Source organism: Burkholderia diffusa (assembly GCF_001718315.1).
Taxonomy (GTDB): Bacteria; Pseudomonadota; Gammaproteobacteria; order Burkholderiales; family Burkholderiaceae; genus Burkholderia; species Burkholderia diffusa_B.
This window is the reverse complement of sequence record NZ_CP013362.1, coordinates 1,334,766-1,349,490: the sequence shown is the minus strand read 5'-3', so window position 1 is coordinate 1,349,490 and position 14,725 is coordinate 1,334,766. Positions and strand designations below refer to the sequence as shown.

At 68.2% G+C, this 14,725-nt stretch carries 13 protein-coding genes; 5 read left to right on the top strand and 8 right to left on the bottom strand.

Annotated features, from left to right (window positions below):
- Positions 1-464: 464 nt before the first annotated feature.
- From WI26_RS06205 to WI26_RS06190, 4 genes are all read right to left on the bottom strand, one after another.
- A complete protein-coding gene (locus tag WI26_RS06205) occupies positions 465-917 on the bottom strand; it encodes a hypothetical protein (RefSeq protein WP_069225477.1) in 453 nt (150 codons plus the stop codon).
- Positions 917-2,317, bottom strand: coding sequence for a phosphatase PAP2/dual specificity phosphatase family protein (locus WI26_RS06200; protein WP_069225476.1), 1,401 nt, complete (start codon positions 2,315-2,317; stop codon positions 917-919). The genes WI26_RS06205 and WI26_RS06200 overlap by 1 nt, the downstream gene beginning before the upstream one ends.
- Positions 2,314-4,083 (bottom strand): bifunctional alpha/beta hydrolase/class I SAM-dependent methyltransferase, encoded by a 1,770-nt coding sequence (locus WI26_RS06195; RefSeq protein ID WP_069225475.1) that lies wholly within the window; start codon positions 4,081-4,083, stop codon positions 2,314-2,316. The genes WI26_RS06200 and WI26_RS06195 overlap by 4 nt, the downstream gene beginning before the upstream one ends.
- A 68-nt stretch (positions 4,084-4,151) precedes the next feature.
- Positions 4,152-4,757 carry a CDP-alcohol phosphatidyltransferase family protein gene (locus tag WI26_RS06190; RefSeq protein WP_059540219.1) on the bottom strand — a complete coding sequence of 202 codons (606 nt, stop codon included), beginning with the start codon at positions 4,755-4,757 and terminating at the stop codon, positions 4,152-4,154.
- Positions 4,758-5,209: 452 nt separating this feature from the next.
- Between WI26_RS06190 and WI26_RS06185 the strand changes: the two genes are divergently transcribed.
- Together WI26_RS06185 and WI26_RS06180 are read left to right on the top strand one after the other, a co-directional pair.
- Positions 5,210-5,842 (top strand): lysophospholipid acyltransferase family protein, encoded by a 633-nt coding sequence (locus WI26_RS06185; RefSeq protein WP_069226361.1) that lies wholly within the window; start codon positions 5,210-5,212, stop codon positions 5,840-5,842.
- A 36-nt stretch (positions 5,843-5,878) separates the two neighbouring features.
- Positions 5,879-6,808, top strand: coding sequence for a phosphatidate cytidylyltransferase (locus tag WI26_RS06180; RefSeq protein WP_069225474.1), 930 nt, complete (start codon positions 5,879-5,881; stop codon positions 6,806-6,808).
- A 21-nt stretch (positions 6,809-6,829) separates the two neighbouring features.
- Here the strand turns inward: WI26_RS06180 and WI26_RS06175 are convergent, their stop codons facing one another.
- From WI26_RS06175 to WI26_RS06165, 3 genes are read right to left on the bottom strand one after another with little or no spacing between them, the layout of a single operon-like run.
- Positions 6,830-7,141: a hypothetical protein gene (locus WI26_RS06175; RefSeq protein WP_059508838.1), complete on the bottom strand. Its 312-nt coding sequence runs from the start codon at positions 7,139-7,141 to the stop codon at positions 6,830-6,832.
- Entirely contained in the window at positions 7,141-8,502 is a 1,362-nt protein-coding gene (locus WI26_RS06170; RefSeq protein ID WP_069225473.1) for an acyclic terpene utilization AtuA family protein, read from the bottom strand. The genes WI26_RS06175 and WI26_RS06170 overlap by 1 nt, the downstream gene beginning before the upstream one ends.
- Before the next feature lie 39 nt (positions 8,503-8,541).
- Positions 8,542-9,840 carry a CitMHS family transporter gene (locus WI26_RS06165; protein WP_069225472.1) on the bottom strand — a complete coding sequence of 433 codons (1,299 nt, stop codon included), beginning with the start codon at positions 9,838-9,840 and terminating at the stop codon, positions 8,542-8,544.
- A gap of 97 nt (positions 9,841-9,937) precedes the next feature.
- Here WI26_RS06165 and WI26_RS06160 point away from each other — a divergent pair, with 97 nt between their 5' ends.
- Positions 9,938-10,834, top strand: a complete 897-nt coding sequence (locus WI26_RS06160) for a LysR family transcriptional regulator (protein ID WP_069225471.1) — start codon at positions 9,938-9,940, stop codon at positions 10,832-10,834.
- Positions 10,835-10,874: 40 nt separating this feature from the next.
- On the opposite strand, the gene WI26_RS06155 is transcribed toward WI26_RS06160, so the two are convergent.
- On the bottom strand, positions 10,875-11,468 hold the full coding sequence (locus tag WI26_RS06155; RefSeq protein ID WP_069225470.1) for a flavin reductase family protein: 594 nt from the start codon (positions 11,466-11,468) through the stop codon (positions 10,875-10,877).
- 418 nt (positions 11,469-11,886) lie between these two features.
- Between WI26_RS06155 and WI26_RS06150 the strand changes: the two genes are divergently transcribed.
- Positions 11,887-13,047, top strand: a complete 1,161-nt coding sequence (locus tag WI26_RS06150; RefSeq protein ID WP_069225469.1) for a porin — start codon at positions 11,887-11,889, stop codon at positions 13,045-13,047.
- 424 nt (positions 13,048-13,471) lie between these two features.
- Positions 13,472-14,710 carry a transglycosylase SLT domain-containing protein gene (locus WI26_RS06145; protein ID WP_069225468.1) on the top strand — a complete coding sequence of 413 codons (1,239 nt, stop codon included), beginning with the start codon at positions 13,472-13,474 and terminating at the stop codon, positions 14,708-14,710.
- Positions 14,711-14,725: the final 15 nt, after the last annotated feature.

The window sequence follows — 14,725 nt, the reverse complement described above, 5'->3', positions numbered from 1 at the left end:
CTGCGCGTCGCGATTGAATGGCAAGAGTTACACCGTTGCTGCCGACGCTGCCGAACCGACGGTCCGGCGCCCCAGAGACTGGCCGGATGCCGACTGCGGCCCGTTGCGGGCCGCCCAAGAACGCGCTGCCGCGTGAGCGGCGCGTATGCTACCGCATGCCCGCGCCGCGCGCTGTGCTTTCTTCATGGAAAACTGACCTGGATCAAATCGTCGACGTCGCCGCGCCGTCCTCCTCCGATACGGTGCGGTGCGGGAGCGCCGCCCGGGATCGCGAATCTCAGTTTCGACCCCGGCAGCATGATTGCTGACGTGATCGAACAGGTAGCGCCGCTCGCGGGCGCGAGCGGCGCGGCGGTCCATGCCAGGCGATGCCCGACGCCAAGCGCACGCGGACGCAACAGGCGGCAAACACACAACGCGCTCGGCCACCCCGCCCCGCGGCCGATCGGGCCCGTCACAAACGGCTAACCGACCCGCGACACTGCGATCGCCGCACCGACCACGATCCACTGCACGATCGCGACCAGCACTCCGGCACGGCACAACCCGACCGCACCGCGCACGCGCGCATCGAGCGTGCGGCCGGCCTTCCCTGCGTCGATCCAGCCGAGGTCGGCAAGCGCGCGATCGAGCAAGGCCAATCCGTCGTCGGCCGACGCATCGCCCGATGCCGTGCGCGCAAGCGCCGCGAACAGCCGCCGGTCGATCTCGATGCGCACTGCGTACCACAGCGCGGCAATCCCCGACCCGGTGCTGATCACGGCCAGCAGCACGCGCGAGATCGTCGCCGGCGGCCAGCCCGCCGCGACCCACCAGCCCGCGCCCGCCGCGGCCAATGCGGCCGCGATGGCCCCCGCGCCGGCGTCGAGCGCGCCGCGCGCGGCGGCTATCCGGAACGGTGCGGACGGGTCGCGCATCACGCCGCTCCCGTCACGCGCCTGCGGTCGATCCAGTCCTGCAGCACGGCCACGCCGTCGTCCGACCATACCGCACGCGGCCGCAGCGCCCGTACCGCGGCGAGCGCGTCGCGCGCGTCGCCTAGCCCGCGCCGCGCGGCGAACCAGGTGGCCGCACACAACACGCTGCGCCCGTAGCCGAGCGCACAGCAGACCAGCACGTCGCGCCCGTCAGCGTGCAGGCGTTCGAGCGCCGCGACGGCCGCCGCGAGCTGCGCGGCGGTAGGCGCGACGAGGTCGAGCTGTGGCACCGACGCATACGCGAGCGACGCGTCGGCCGCGACCCAGCGCGGCATCTCGGCCGTCAGGTCGACGAGCGCGGTGAAACCGTGGCGGCGCAGATCGCGCGCGGTCGGCGTGCGGCCGATCGACACGCGCTCGTCGATCCGCACCGGCGCCGGATGCCGGAACGTCCACAACCGTGAGTTGACGAACGCGCCGGCGATCGTCGGTGCGAGCAACCAGCGGATGAACACCGGGAAACGGCCCGCGTCGTCTTTCTGAAACGCGCCGGGCGCGCCGCGCCGGTAGATCCACGCGACGCACGCGAGCGCCAGCGCGGCCCATCCGGCCGCCAACGCCCAGCCCGGCGCGCTCTGCACGCAGCCAAGCGCCACCAGCACGACCAGCGCCGCGCCGAGCGCGTAGCGGCGGGCGAGCGCGCGGCCGGCGGCGGACGGCGAGCCGGTCGCGCCCGGCCGCCGCCCCGCGACGTCACGCAATGGAAACAGGAACAGCGCCAGACAGCCGACGGCCGCACCGGTCGGCACGTCGATCGCGTGATGCTGATAGGTCGTCAGCACCGACACGCCGATCACCGCGAACCACGGATGCAACACGAGCCGGGCGGCCGTGCCGCGCAGATGCTTCGCATAGACGGCCCAAAGCACGACGAGCAGGCCGATGTGCAGCGACGGCGCCTGGTTGAATGGCTTGTCGAACCCCATCAGCAGCGTGAACAGCGCGCCGGCCACGCCGCCCGCCTCGGGCCGCTCGAAGCCGAAGCGCAGCGGCCACGCGATGAAGCATGCGACCGACACCAGTTGCACGGTCAACAGCCGCTTCACGTGATCGAGCAGATCGTCGCGGCGGGTCCAGAAGAAGAACGACAGCGCGTACAGCAGGTCGATCGACCAATACGGCACGATGGTCCACGGCACGAACGGAATCGCGTGCTCCCAGCCGAACGCGAAGGTCGGCACCACGGCGCGGCGCGCGGCGAGCCAGTTCGCGAAGCCGTACGTGGAGAAGAACACCGCGCCCATCGCCGCGAGCCAGCCGACGCGCAGCGCGAACGACGCATCGCGCGCACCGGCCGCCGGCTCGGCGAGACGGCCGGCGCCGCCGCCGAGCGCGCTCATGATGCGTCGACCCGCTGCGCGAGGCTGACCGTGAAGATGCCCATCTCGTCGATCCGCTGGTCGAGCTTGCGAAAACCCGCGCGCGCGACGAGTTCGTCCATCTCGGCCTGCGAGCGGCGGCGCATCACCCAGGTCGCGTCGCCGCGATGATTGTTCAGTGCGCGCGCGATGAATTCGAGCTGAGGATGCCACGGCTGCCCGGTATAGACGAGATAGCCGCCGAGCGGCACCGCCTGCGCAAGCCCGCGCAGCGAGCGTTCGATCAGCGCGTTCTCGCCGAACAGTTCATACAGCCCTGACACGATCGCCAGCGTCGGGCGCGGCTCGAGCGTCGCCAGCGACGCCTCGTCGAACGCGTCGCCGCGCTCGAAGCGCGCGATCGGCTCGAGCCCGCGCTGCGCGATCAGCACGCGCCCGGCCTCGACGTTCGGCGGGCTGTAGTCGCGCAGCGTGATGTCGTCGGGCGCCGCTCCGTCGCGCTCGGCGGCCGTCGCGATCGCGTCGAGCACGTAGCGCCCGTGTCCGGCCGCGATGTCGACGATCCGCACCGGTTCGCCGTGCCCGCGCAGCCGGCCGATCGCCGCACCGATCAGCTCCTGCAGATGCACCTTGCGCTGGCGGATGCCGACCCAGCCCGGGGAATCTAGATAGGTGCGGTCGATCAGCGCGCCAACGCCAAGCCGGCCCTGCGCGCGGTTGCGGTACACGTAGTCGAGGGTCGAGCCCGAATCGAAGCCGAGCCGCAGCCCGAGCGCGATGCCGTCCGACAGCGCGCCGCCGGCCCTCAGGCCCGCCCGCGTGATCGCCCAGTACACCCGTGCGAACGGGTTCGCTGGCGGGCGGGCGAGCGCCGCGTATTCGTCGTGGAACGCACCGCGCCGGTCGGCGTCGGCGAGCGACACGCGCGGGCTCGGCGTATCGAACTCGCGCAGCACGAATGCGCGCAACGGCGCGAGCGCCTGCGCGCGGTCGCGTTCGCCGAGCGTGTCGTGATAGAAGCCGGGCAGCACGATGCGCTCCTTGCGCGCGGCGCCGAGCCGCGCGAAGAAGCGGTCCTGCGGGCCGCGATGCACGACCCAGTCGGCGCCCGAGATCAGCAATTGCGTCGGCACCGTGATCGCGGCTGCATCGGCGACGATCCGCTTCGCGGTGTCGTGCAGGTCGAGCAGCATGTTCACCGCGATAGGCCGCGTGATCAGCGGGTCAGCCGCATAGCTCGCGATCCGTTCGGGATCGTGCGTGAGGAATTTCGGTTTCACGTAGCTGTTCACGTAGAACAGCCCGCGCAGCTTGTGCGTCAGCCGCAACCCCGGCCGCGCGAACGGTACGTAGAGCTTGATGTGGAACGCCGGCGACGCGACCACGAGGCAGCGGATCGGCGGCGCGTAGTCGTGTACCCAGGTGGCGGCGAGCACCGCTCCGACGCTCTGCCCGACCACGGCCACGTCCTCGATCGCGATGCCGTGCGCGTCGCGAATATGCTCGACGAAGGTCTGCAGGTCGCGCACCGACGCGGCCGCGCTCGGGCTGTAGCCGCGTGCGCCGGGCGAGCGGCCGTGGCCGCGCGCATCCCACGCGAAGAACGCGAAGTCAGGCAGGTCGAGCTCGTCGACGAGGTGCGCAACGCGCGCCGAATGTTCGTGTCCGCGATGCAGCAGCACGATCGCGCCGCGGCAGCGCGGGCCCGTCGCGGGCCAGTGACGATAGAACAGCGTTTCGCCGTCGTGCGTGATGAAATCGGCCTCGCGGGCCGTGCGTGCGCTCATGCGATCTCTCTCGTTTCGTTGTTCGAATCATGCGGCGCCGCCCTCCGGCGCCGGTCCTTCTACCGCCGTCAGCCACCCGCTTCGGCGATGCCGGCCTGCACGCGCCGCACCACCGTCACGAGCGACAGCATGATCAGCACGCGCCACAGCCACGCCGCCACGCTGCCGACCGGCAGACCGAAGCCGATCCACAGCGCGAACGCGCCGAGCGCGAGCGCGCGGTCGCTCTTGCCGAACGGGCCGTCGTAGCGGCGCGTCGCGCCGGCGAGCGGGCCGATCAGCCCCGCGCATTCGACGATGACCGCAGCCAGCGCGAACAGCCAGACGTCTGCCTGAGCGAAAGCGGAGACCGCGAGGAACGGCAGCACGAGCGCGACGTCGGACACGACGTCGCCAAGCTCGTTCAGGTACGCGCCAAGCGTGCTCTTCTGCCCGTGTTCGCGGGCGAGCATGCCATCGATCGCATTGAGCGCCATCCGCACGAACAGCCAGATCGGGATCAGCAGGAACAGCACGCGGGCGAATACGCCGAGCCCCGCCAGCGCGCCGACGACGATCGAGCCGCCGGCCGCGAACAGCGTGACCTGATTGGCCGTGACGCCGCGTTCGGCAAGCGAATCCGCGAACGGACGCAGACGGTTCTGGAATTTCGGTTTGAGTGAGTAGAGGCTCATCGTTTTATTGGTTATTCACGTTCGGACACGTTTGTGGCGGCCCCGCCCCGGGCAGCGCGCCCGTCGGCCGCAGCGTGCAACGGGTGGGCGTAATCGTCGCCGAGCGGTCCCCAGCGCGTCAAGCCGCACACTCGCCGGCCGCGCCGCGCTATCTGGCATTTTCGACGGAAACTCGCGATAATCCGCTGGCCCGCGAGCGCAGCAATTCATTCGAACTGTGACAGGGCGCTCGTGCAACAGCCGATTATCACGCCGTCGAACGGCGAATTCGCCGCGACGCAACACCCGCCGGCGCATCGCCCGATTATCGCGGCCCTGCGACAGGCAGCCACGAATTTGAAAAAACTTAAACAATGGCCGTCCGGTGCGCATCCTGCCGCTCCGGCATTCCGGGATTCCGCCCGCCGCACATGCGCGGCGGCGCGGACATGCGTGCAGGAGGCGCGGCACCGATGAACATCCTGAACGTGTGGCAGCGCGATTTCCTGCTGTCGATCGTGCGTCTCGTCGCCGGTGCGTATCCGGTCTGGCATCAGGCGCCGCCGTCCCCGACACAGAAGATCTACTTCTCGAACCATACGAGCCATATCGACACGCTCGCGATCCTCGCCGCGCTGCCGCGCGACGTGCGCGCGGTCGTACGGCCCGTCGCCGCGCGCGACTACTGGGACAGCAGCAACGTGAAGCGTCACATCGCGCAGAAGCTGCTGAACGTCGTGCTGATCGACCGTCACCGCGAAAGCGGCGGCGACCCGTTGGACCCGGTGCGCGATGCACTGCGGCAAGGCCATTCGATCATCATCTTTCCGGAAGGCACGCGCGGCGCCGAAGTCTTGCCGCAGCCGTTCAAGAGCGGCCTGTTCCATCTCGCGACCGAGTTTCCGGAGGTCGCGCTCGCGCCGGTTTATCTCGAGAACCTACAGCGCATCATGCCGAAGGGCGCGATCTGGCCCGTGCCGCTGATCTGCAAGGTGCACTTCGGTGCGAACGAAGCGCTCGGCGCCGACGAAGACAAGCCGACCTTCCTCGCCCGCATGCGCGACGCGATCGTCGCGCTCGCGCCGCCGCAGCGGCCGGCCGGCTGAACGCGGCGCCCTCCTCTTCCTTTTCCGGACCTCTTCATGCGAACTCTCTTCTGGGAACTGGTCGCAGGCGTCACCGGCGTGCTGGTGCTCGCGACCGTGATCGGCGCGATCCTCGGCGCGCGCAGCGGCGGTACCAGCGCGACCATCGTCAACCTGAACCAGCGCATCCGCGCATGGTGGGCGATGATCGCGATCATGGTCATCTCGATCAGTCTCGGCAACAACGTCACGTATCTGGTATTCGCGCTGCTTTCGTACCTGACGCTGCGCGAATTCATCACGCTCACACCGACCACCGCAAGCGACCACACGACGCTCTTCATCGCGTTCTTCGTCGCGATTCCGGTGCAGTACCTGCTGCTCGGGATCAACTGGTACGGGATGTATTCGATCTTCGTACCGGTGCACCTGTTCTTCGCGATGTCGCTGGTGTCGGCACTCACGCAGGACACGCGCGAATTCCTGAGCCGCAACGCGAAGATCAACTGGGCGCTGATGGTGTGCGTGTACGGGTTGAGCCATGCGCCGGCTGTGCTGATCCTCGACATTCCGCGCTACGCCGGGCAGAACGCGCTGCTGCTGTTCTTCTTCCTGTTCGTCGTGCAGATCAGCGACGTGCTGCAGTACGTGGTCGGCAAGCTGTGCGGGCGCCGCAAGATCGCGCCGCGCCTGTCGCCGTCGAAGACGGTCGAGGGCTTCGTCGGCGGCGGCCTGCTCGCGACGCTGTGCGGCGCGTCGCTGTATCGCGTGACGCCGTTCAGCTTCGGTGCGGCGTTCGGGATCTCGCTCGCGATCGTGATCGCGGGCTTCGTCGGCGGCCTCGTGCTGTCGGCCGTGAAGCGCTCGCTCGGCACCAAGGACTGGGGCTCGATGATCGCGGGCCACGGCGGGATGCTCGATCGCGTCGACTCCATCTGCTTCGCGGCGCCGGTGTTCTTCCACCTCGTGCGTTATCTGTACGTGTGAAGTCGGAATGGCGGGACGCCGTCACGCCGGCTCCGGCAAGTCGATCGCCAGCAACGCCGAGCTGACCGACTTGCCGTGCGCGTCGAGCGCGAGTGAACGCGTGACGCCGCCGCCGAGCGAATCGCGCAGCACGAAGTTGAACGCGGCAAGCACCGGCAGCTCGTGGCGCACGACGTCGCCGTGCACGATGCCCGCAAGCCACGCCTTCACCGCCGGCGCATCGAGATGTGCGCGCAGGTGTTCGTAGTGACGCGGATCGCGACAAATGACCGACACGTTCAGCGTATTGCCCTTGTCGCCGGTGCGCGCATGCGCCAGTTCACGCAGTTGCATCATGCCTCCACGAATGAAAACGACGGTGTGACGTCCGTGCGCGGCAGCAGCACCGACTGCACCGCGATCACCTCGCGCGTCGACTTGAACGCACCGCCCCCGCCGGCCGGACCGTTCGTATAAAGCGTCTCGACTTCGTTGCCGATCCGCGCTGCCTCGGCGGCGCTCGCCGCACGGCCGGCCACCCGCACGCGGACTTCGGCCGGCTCGCCGCGCGCGGCAGGCGCCGCGTCGCCGTACAGCGAATCCACGCCGATCAGATCGAAGCGCAGTTCGGTCGCGGCCACGCCGGTCAGCGCGAGCCGCTCGCGGACGATGTCGAGCGCGAGCCGAGCGCGAGCCAGCGCACCCGGCCCGCCATACGAGATCTGCCCTTCGCCGATATGGCCGTCGACATACGCGACCGACACCTTCAGCGTGTCGGTACGCGCGCTGCCGCGCCCACCCGTCACGCGCACGCGGTCCGGTGCCTCTTCCGCGACGGCCACGCGCGTGAAATCCGCGACGACGTCGGGCTGCAGGTAGCGCGCCGGGTCGTGAATCTCGTACAGCAGCTGTTCCTTGCAGGTCGCCGCGCTTACGCGGCCGCCCGCGTGCGGCACCTTGGTGATGACGACGGAGCCGTCGGCCGCGACCTCGCCGATCGGAAATCCGAGCCGCGCAAGATTCGGCACGTCCTTGTAGCCAGGGTCGGCAAAATAGCCGCCCGTCACCTGCCCCGCGCATTCGAGCAGATGGCCGACGACCGTCGCCGCCCCGAGCGTGTCCCAGTCATCCATCCGCCAGCCGAACGCATGAATCAGCGGCGCGGCGAACAGCGACGGATCGGCGACGCGCCCGGTCAGCACGACGTCCGCGCCGGCCGCGAGCGCATCGACGATCGGCGCGGCGCCAAGATACGCGTTCGCGGACACGATGCGGTCGCGATACGCGGCGACCTCGTCGCCCGACTCCTCGAAACGGAACGCGCCGCGCAGCACGACGTCGAGCACGTCGTCGCCTTCGACCGCCGCGACCTTCAGCCCCGCGAGGCCGAGCGACTGCGCGATCCGCGCGGTGCGCAGCGCGGCCGCGCGCGGGTTCGCCGCGCCCATGTTCGACACGATACGCACGCGTTTCGCCGCCGCCACCGGCAACACCGCCTGCATGCGCGCGTCGAGCAGCGGATCGTAGCCCAGCGATGGATCCTTGCGCCGTGCCTGCTGCGCGATCGCGATCGTGCGCTCGGCCAGGCATTCGAAGACGAGATAGTCGAGTTGCCCGTGCTCGGCCAGCTCGACCGCAGGCTCGATCCGGTCGCCCGAATAGCCGGCGCCCGCGCCGATGCGCACGCGCCGTTCGTATGATGGCTTTGCTGTCATGTCGGTACCGTGATCCGGCGCTCGCGCGCCGGGAAAAAATCAGAAAACGCCCAGCACGACGCACGCGATCGTCATCACGATCGAGGCGCCGAACAGCAGCGGGAACGTGAACTTCTGGTGCTCGGCCAGCTCGATCCCGCACAGGCCGACGACAAGGAACGTCGCGGGCGTCAGCGGGCTGACCGGAAACCCGGTCGTCATCTGGCCGAGCAACGCAGCCTGCCCCACATGCACGGCCGGCACGCCGAGCTGGCCGGCCACTTCCGCTATCACCGGCAGCACGCCGAAGTAGAACGAATCGGGATCGAACAGCATGCTGAGCGGCATCGACGCGAGGCCGAGCGCAACCGGAATATGGCCGGCCATCGACGGCGGCACGAAGCCGACCGCCGCCTGCGCCATCGCCTTCAGCATCCCGCTGCCCTGCATGATCCCGGTAAACACGCCGGCTGCGAGCAGGATGCCAGCCATCATCAGCGCCGCGCGCGCATGCGCGTCGATGCGCTTCCGCTGCATGTCGACGTCCGGGTAGTTCACCATCAGCGCGACGCACAGGCCGACCATGAACATGATCGCGGGCGGGATCTTCTCGCCCATCGCGACCATCGTGCCGAGCACGACGAGCGTCAGCACCAGGTTGAACCAGAACAGATGCGGCCGGCGCAGCGCCTGCTCGTCCGGCGTCAGCTCGCGGATCGGCAGCGGAATCGATGCATCGTCGCGCGACAGGCCGAGCCGCTTCTCCTCGCGTCGCCCGAGCCAGTACGCGACGCCGAACACGAACACGAGGCCGATCGCCTGCACCGGAATCAGCGGATTGAACAGCGCCGACACCGGCAGATGCAGCGACGCCGACGCACGGATCATTGGCCCGGTCCATGGCAGGAAGTTGATGCCAGCCGCCATCGACACAGCGGCGGCCAGCACGCGCCGGTCCATCTTCAGGCGGTCGTACAGCGGCAACACGGCGGGAATCGTCACGAGAAAGCAGACGGCGCCCGAGCCGTCGAGATGGATCAGCAGCGCGAGCAGCATCGTGCCCATTACGATCCGCGTGGGCCGCGTGCCGACCGCGCGCAGGATGCGATCGATGATCGGGTCGAGCGTGCCGGCGTCGGTGATCGTCCCGAAATAGAGGATCGCGAACACGAACATCCCGACCACGGGCGCGAGGCCCTTCAGGCCGTCGATCACGAATTTGCTGGTATGCAGCCCGAAGCCGCCGATGAGCGATGCCGCGATCGGCACGATGATCAGCGCCACGAGCGGCGACATGCGTCTGGACAGAATCGCGGCGAGCAGCACGACGATCGTGCCCAGCCCGAGTAACGGCAGCATCGGTGTCTCCTACCTTGTCTTTTGTTGGGGACGAGCGTACGGTTGGCGCAGCGATAGCACAATTGAAATGATTTGATCGCAGCAATCACGAACCGTTATGGATCTGAACCTTCGCGACATTCGCGCGTTCGTCACCGTCGCGCACGCCGGCGACTTCACGCGCGCCGCCGCGCGGCTGCACTTGTCGCAGCCGGCGCTGACCGTGCAGATCCGGCGGCTCGAGGAAATCGTCGGCGCGCGGCTGTTCGACCGCAACAGCCGCAGCGTCGCGCTCACGCAGACGGGGCGCGAGCTGCTGCCGCTGCTGCAGCGCTCGCTCGACGACATGGAGCGCGTGCTGCGCGATGCGCGTGCGCTCGGCGAAGGCGCGAGCGGCACGGTGCGGCTCGCGTGCCTGCCGACGTTTGCGTCGAGCATGCTGCCGGAGCTCATCCAGTCGTTCCGGCGCGACGTGCCGCGCGCGGCCTTCGACATCCGCGACGGCGTCGCGAGCCTCGTCACCGCGCTGGTGCGCAACGAGGAAGCCGATCTCGGGCTGACCGGCGGCGATGCGTTCGACGCGTCGCTGGACGTGCTGTACGCGGGCGCCGATCGGCTCGTCGCCGTGTGCCCGAAGGATCATCCGCTCGCGCGCAAGCGGCGCGTGCGCACCGGCGATGTCGCCGCCGTGCCGCTCGTGCTGACCGCGCAGGGCACGAGCGTGCGCAGCGTCGTCGATGCGGCGCTGGAGGCAGCCGGCTGCACGCCGGACATCGCGTGCGAACCGACCTACATGATGACGGCCGTCGCGATGGTGCGCGGCGGCCTCGGCGTGACGATCCTGCCGGCGACTGCCCGCGAGGTGCGCGCCGAACCCGACCTCGTCGCGAAGCCGATCGACGACCCCGCGTTCGTGCGGCCGATCGCGCTCGTCGCGAAACGCGGGCGCACGCTGTCGCGCGTTACGCAGGCGTTCGCCGACGCGATGCTGGCGGAACTGAAAAAGCGTGCGTGAGCCGCGCGCCCTCGACGAAAGCGGGCCGCCGGCCGAATGATTACCGCGGGCCCGGCTGGCCCGGATCGACGTGCAGCGATTCGCCGATCGCATAGAAGTTGCCGCCCGCGATGTAGTGCAGGCTGCGCAGCGCCGGATCGGCCGATTCGAAATACCAGTGGCCGTCGCGGAACACGCGCGTGTCGGACCATGCGCCGATCACCTCGCCGATGAACAGATCGTAGGTCTGCTGGTTGTGCGGCTCGGGAATCAGCTTGCATGCGAGCCAGCCCGAACAGCCGGCGACGAACGGCAGGTCGTGGCCTTCGACATCGAACAGCGTGACGCCCGCCTCGCGCAGCTTGTCCGGCCGCTCCGCGAGACTGTGGCTGCCGACCGCATGCGTGAGCTGCAATTGCGCGGCCGTCGGCACCTGGATGACGAAAGTGCCGCTGCGCTCGACGAGCTCGCGCGTCTTCGCGGACTTGTCGAGCACGACCGTCAGCTTTGGCGGCAGGAAATCGAGCGCACAGGCCCATGCGGCGGCCATCACGTTGTCGACGCCGCCGTGACGGGCCGACACGAGCACGGTCGGGCCATGGTTGAGAAGACGGTAGGCTTTCTTCAGCTCCACCGGAGCAATGTGACTGTCCATGCGGGTTCCCTGGTGAGCGGCGCGAGCGTGCCGGCCGAAGGCCGCATTCTCGCACCGTGTGCCGATCGCCGCTGACGGTGAGCGCGAGAGCGCAATAACACATCCGGCCCGCATCACGCGATTCAATTCATTAAATAATCAATTGATGAATCGACGTCGAATGCGTCGCCATCGAAATTCGACTGAAAATCGCGCGGAATTATCACGAATCCGGCAATACGCCGATCTTCCAATCCTGAGATTCAAATCGATTGATACACAATTCACAATAATGTGAATCTCTCAATGGACCTTGCCGAAGCACGCACCTGTCTGCTTTAGATCACATCGGAGAATTTCATTTTTGCCGTTCGTCGGCGGCTCGGTAGTCTCCTGCCAATCCGGTTCCAAGAAAGCAAGCCAATCGCAAGGAGATGAAATGAAACGCACGACCCTTTCGCTGATTTCGCTCGCATTGTTCGCGGCGATTCCCGCCGCGCATGCGCAGTCGAGCGTCACGCTGTATGGCGTGATCGACACGTCGATCACGTACGTGAATCACGCGCAGGGCAAGGACAATGCGTGGATGCTCGGCAACAGCAGCGCGGGCAATCTTGCCGGCAGCCGCTGGGGCGTGAAAGGCACCGAGGATCTCGGCGGCGGGCTGAAGGCGCTGTTCCAGCTCGAGAACGGCTTCGACCCGAGCGGCGGCCGGCAGGGCCAGGGCGGTCGCCTGTTCGGCCGGCAGGCGTTCGTCGGGCTGACGAGCGACCGCTACGGCACGCTCACGTTCGGCCGCCAGTACGATCCGCTCGTCGATCTCGTGCAGGGCATCACCGCCGACAACTATCTCGGCAGCGTGTTCGCGACGCCGGGTGACGTCGACAACTACGACAACAGCTTCCGCGTCGACAACGCGGTGAAGTACACGTCGGCCGTGTATTCGGGCCTGCAGTTCTCGGCGATGTACTCGTTCGGCGGCATCGCCGGCAGCACCGGCGCCGCGCAGTCGTATTCGGCTGCCGTGTCATACAACAATGGCCCGTTCAGCGTCGCGGGCGGCTACTTCCACGCGACCAACAGCCCCGCGTCAAACGGGCTGCGCACCGGCTGGACCAGCTCGTCGGACGGCACCTTCGACGGCCCGATCAACAATGGCTACGCGAGCGCGCACTCGATCGGCATCGCCCGCATCGCGGGCCAGTACGTTGCCGGCCCTTTCACGTTCGGCCTCGGCTACAGCAACGCACAGTACCGCCGCGACGCGAGCTCGGTGTTCAACTCGAACGAGCACTACAACACCGGCCAGGGCTTCGTGAACTACCAGGCGACCAATGCGCTGCTCGTCGGCGTCGGATACAGCTATACGCGCTCGGGCGGCGATACGTCGGCAACCTATCACCAGGTGTCGGCCGGCGCGGACTATAACCTGTCGAAGCGCACCGACGTGTACCTGACCGCCGCGTACCAGCACGCGAGCGGACGGACGGGCGACGGCAACGGCGGGTCGATGGCCGCGCAGGCGTCGATCGGTTCGTACGGCTATGCGGGCACGAGTTCGCAGACGATGGTCAACCTCGGCCTGCGCCACCGCTTCTGATCGACGACGGCCGGCTGCGCGCGGCAGGCGCGGCCGGTCGATCGGCTCCCGATTCGGATTCGGGGATCGAGGATTCACCGACACGGCGGCTGCGGCCGCCGTCGTCGTTTTCACTGCCCGCGCACGGCCGGCTGCGCCGCCCGTCATTCCGCTTCGCTGCACCATTCACTGCCGTCATTGCGGCACATGACGCGTGGCGTCAGTATTGCGAGCGCGCGTGCCTGCCGGCATGCGCGCGATTGCAGTCCTTTTTACCGATTCCGTCCCGTCGCGCGTGGATGCCGGCGCCAACGGAAATGCGCGACACATGCGCCGGCAAATGCAAAGGAAAGTTTGACGCGAGCCATTTGACTGCGCGCTATGGCACACTTCGCGTCTGCGTAATTTCCTTGCACCGGGCGGACGGATTCCGCCCCATCCTGCCATGCCGCGTAAGACTGCCCGTTCGATCAGCCAAGCCACGCCGAAGATCGTCGCGACGATCGCACTGTCGTGTGCGCTGCACGGATTCGCGCGGGCCGACTGCCTCGACGACGCGGCCACGTTCCAGAAAGTGAGCGTGAGCCTGCTGCGCGGCATCGCGCAGGTCGAATCGGGAATGAACCCGAACGCCATCAACACCAACACAAACGGCACCGTCGACATCGGGCTGATGCAGATCAACAGCACCTGGCTGCCGACACTCGCGCGCGAGGGCATCTCGCGTGAAAGCCTGTTCGATGCGTGCACCAACGCGTATGTCGGCGCGTGGATCCTGTCGCAGAACATCCGCCAGCTCGGTGCGAACTGGAACGCGATCGGCGCGTACAACTCAGCATCGCCCGACAAGCGCCTCGCGTATGCCCGCAAGGTCTATGATGCAATCCGGACCATGCCGGATTCGCCAGATACTCCCATGCCCATCCTGCCACCCTCCTTCACGCCGCCGCAGCAGGTGCAGGCGTACAACCCGTTCGCCAGCCTGAGCGTGTCGGCGCCGCCGGTCGCGCGTGCCCGCACGCTTGCGCCAGCCGCCCCCCCGCCGCAGCCGCAAGGCGGGCCCGCCGGCCCGGCCGGCACGTACAACTTCGGCTGGACGGTCACCGGTGCGGACCAGGCCAGGCCGACCCAGGTGTTTGACGACGGCGCGCGAATCTACGTGCAATTCAGCGACATGAAGCACGTGCCGGCGATCTTCACCGAGACGTCGTCGGGCCGCGTGCTGATGTCGTGGGAGCTGCAGTTTCCGTATGCCGTTCTGACGCGTCCCGCGCAAACGTTAATCTTCCAGCTCGGACCGTTCGAGGCGCGCGCGCAGCACGGCGCGGCGGGGGCAACTGCGCAGGGAGGAACGGCGACAACAGCGGCAACGCAGCGTTCGGGGGCGGCGGCATCGGCTGCCACGGCGCCGGCGGTGAAGCACACGGCCAATGCGTCGGCCAAGCGCACCACATCGTCCGATGCGCTCTGGTATATCGATACGGCGTCGACGTCGGGTTCGGCGGCGACCTCGTCGAGTACGGCAACCACCTCGACGGCGTCGACCACGTCGCAGACGCCAGCGACGTGGCCCACTGCAGTGACGTCGAACACACCGCCCCCCGTCGCGACGCCTCAGGCGCCAGCGGCGACGAAGCCGGCTGCGCGCGTCAGCACCGACGCGCTCTGGTATATCTCGAAGTAACCCACGCGCCGGCCC

Excerpts from the sequence above, each read along its gene's own strand:
- WI26_RS06205 (WP_069225477.1), bottom strand. The coding sequence starts at position 917 with ATGCGCGACCCGTCCGCACCGTTCCGGATAGCCGCCGCGCGCGGCGCG.
- WI26_RS06200 (WP_069225476.1), bottom strand. The coding sequence starts at position 2,317 with ATGAGCGCGCTCGGCGGCGGCGCCGGCCGTCTCGCCGAGCCGGCGGCC.
- WI26_RS06195 (WP_069225475.1), bottom strand. The coding sequence starts at position 4,083 with ATGAGCGCACGCACGGCCCGCGAGGCCGATTTCATCACGCACGACGGC.
- WI26_RS06190 (WP_059540219.1), bottom strand. The coding sequence starts at position 4,757 with ATGAGCCTCTACTCACTCAAACCGAAATTCCAGAACCGTCTGCGTCCG.
- WI26_RS06185 (WP_069226361.1), top strand. The coding sequence starts at position 5,210 with ATGAACATCCTGAACGTGTGGCAGCGCGATTTCCTGCTGTCGATCGTG.
- WI26_RS06180 (WP_069225474.1), top strand. The coding sequence starts at position 5,879 with ATGCGAACTCTCTTCTGGGAACTGGTCGCAGGCGTCACCGGCGTGCTG.
- WI26_RS06175 (WP_059508838.1), bottom strand. The coding sequence starts at position 7,141 with ATGCAACTGCGTGAACTGGCGCATGCGCGCACCGGCGACAAGGGCAAT.
- WI26_RS06170 (WP_069225473.1), bottom strand. The coding sequence starts at position 8,502 with ATGACAGCAAAGCCATCATACGAACGGCGCGTGCGCATCGGCGCGGGC.
- WI26_RS06165 (WP_069225472.1), bottom strand. The coding sequence starts at position 9,840 with ATGCTGCCGTTACTCGGGCTGGGCACGATCGTCGTGCTGCTCGCCGCG.
- WI26_RS06160 (WP_069225471.1), top strand. The coding sequence starts at position 9,938 with ATGGATCTGAACCTTCGCGACATTCGCGCGTTCGTCACCGTCGCGCAC.
- WI26_RS06155 (WP_069225470.1), bottom strand. The coding sequence starts at position 11,468 with ATGGACAGTCACATTGCTCCGGTGGAGCTGAAGAAAGCCTACCGTCTT.
- WI26_RS06150 (WP_069225469.1), top strand. The coding sequence starts at position 11,887 with ATGAAACGCACGACCCTTTCGCTGATTTCGCTCGCATTGTTCGCGGCG.
- WI26_RS06145 (WP_069225468.1), top strand. The coding sequence starts at position 13,472 with ATGCCGCGTAAGACTGCCCGTTCGATCAGCCAAGCCACGCCGAAGATC.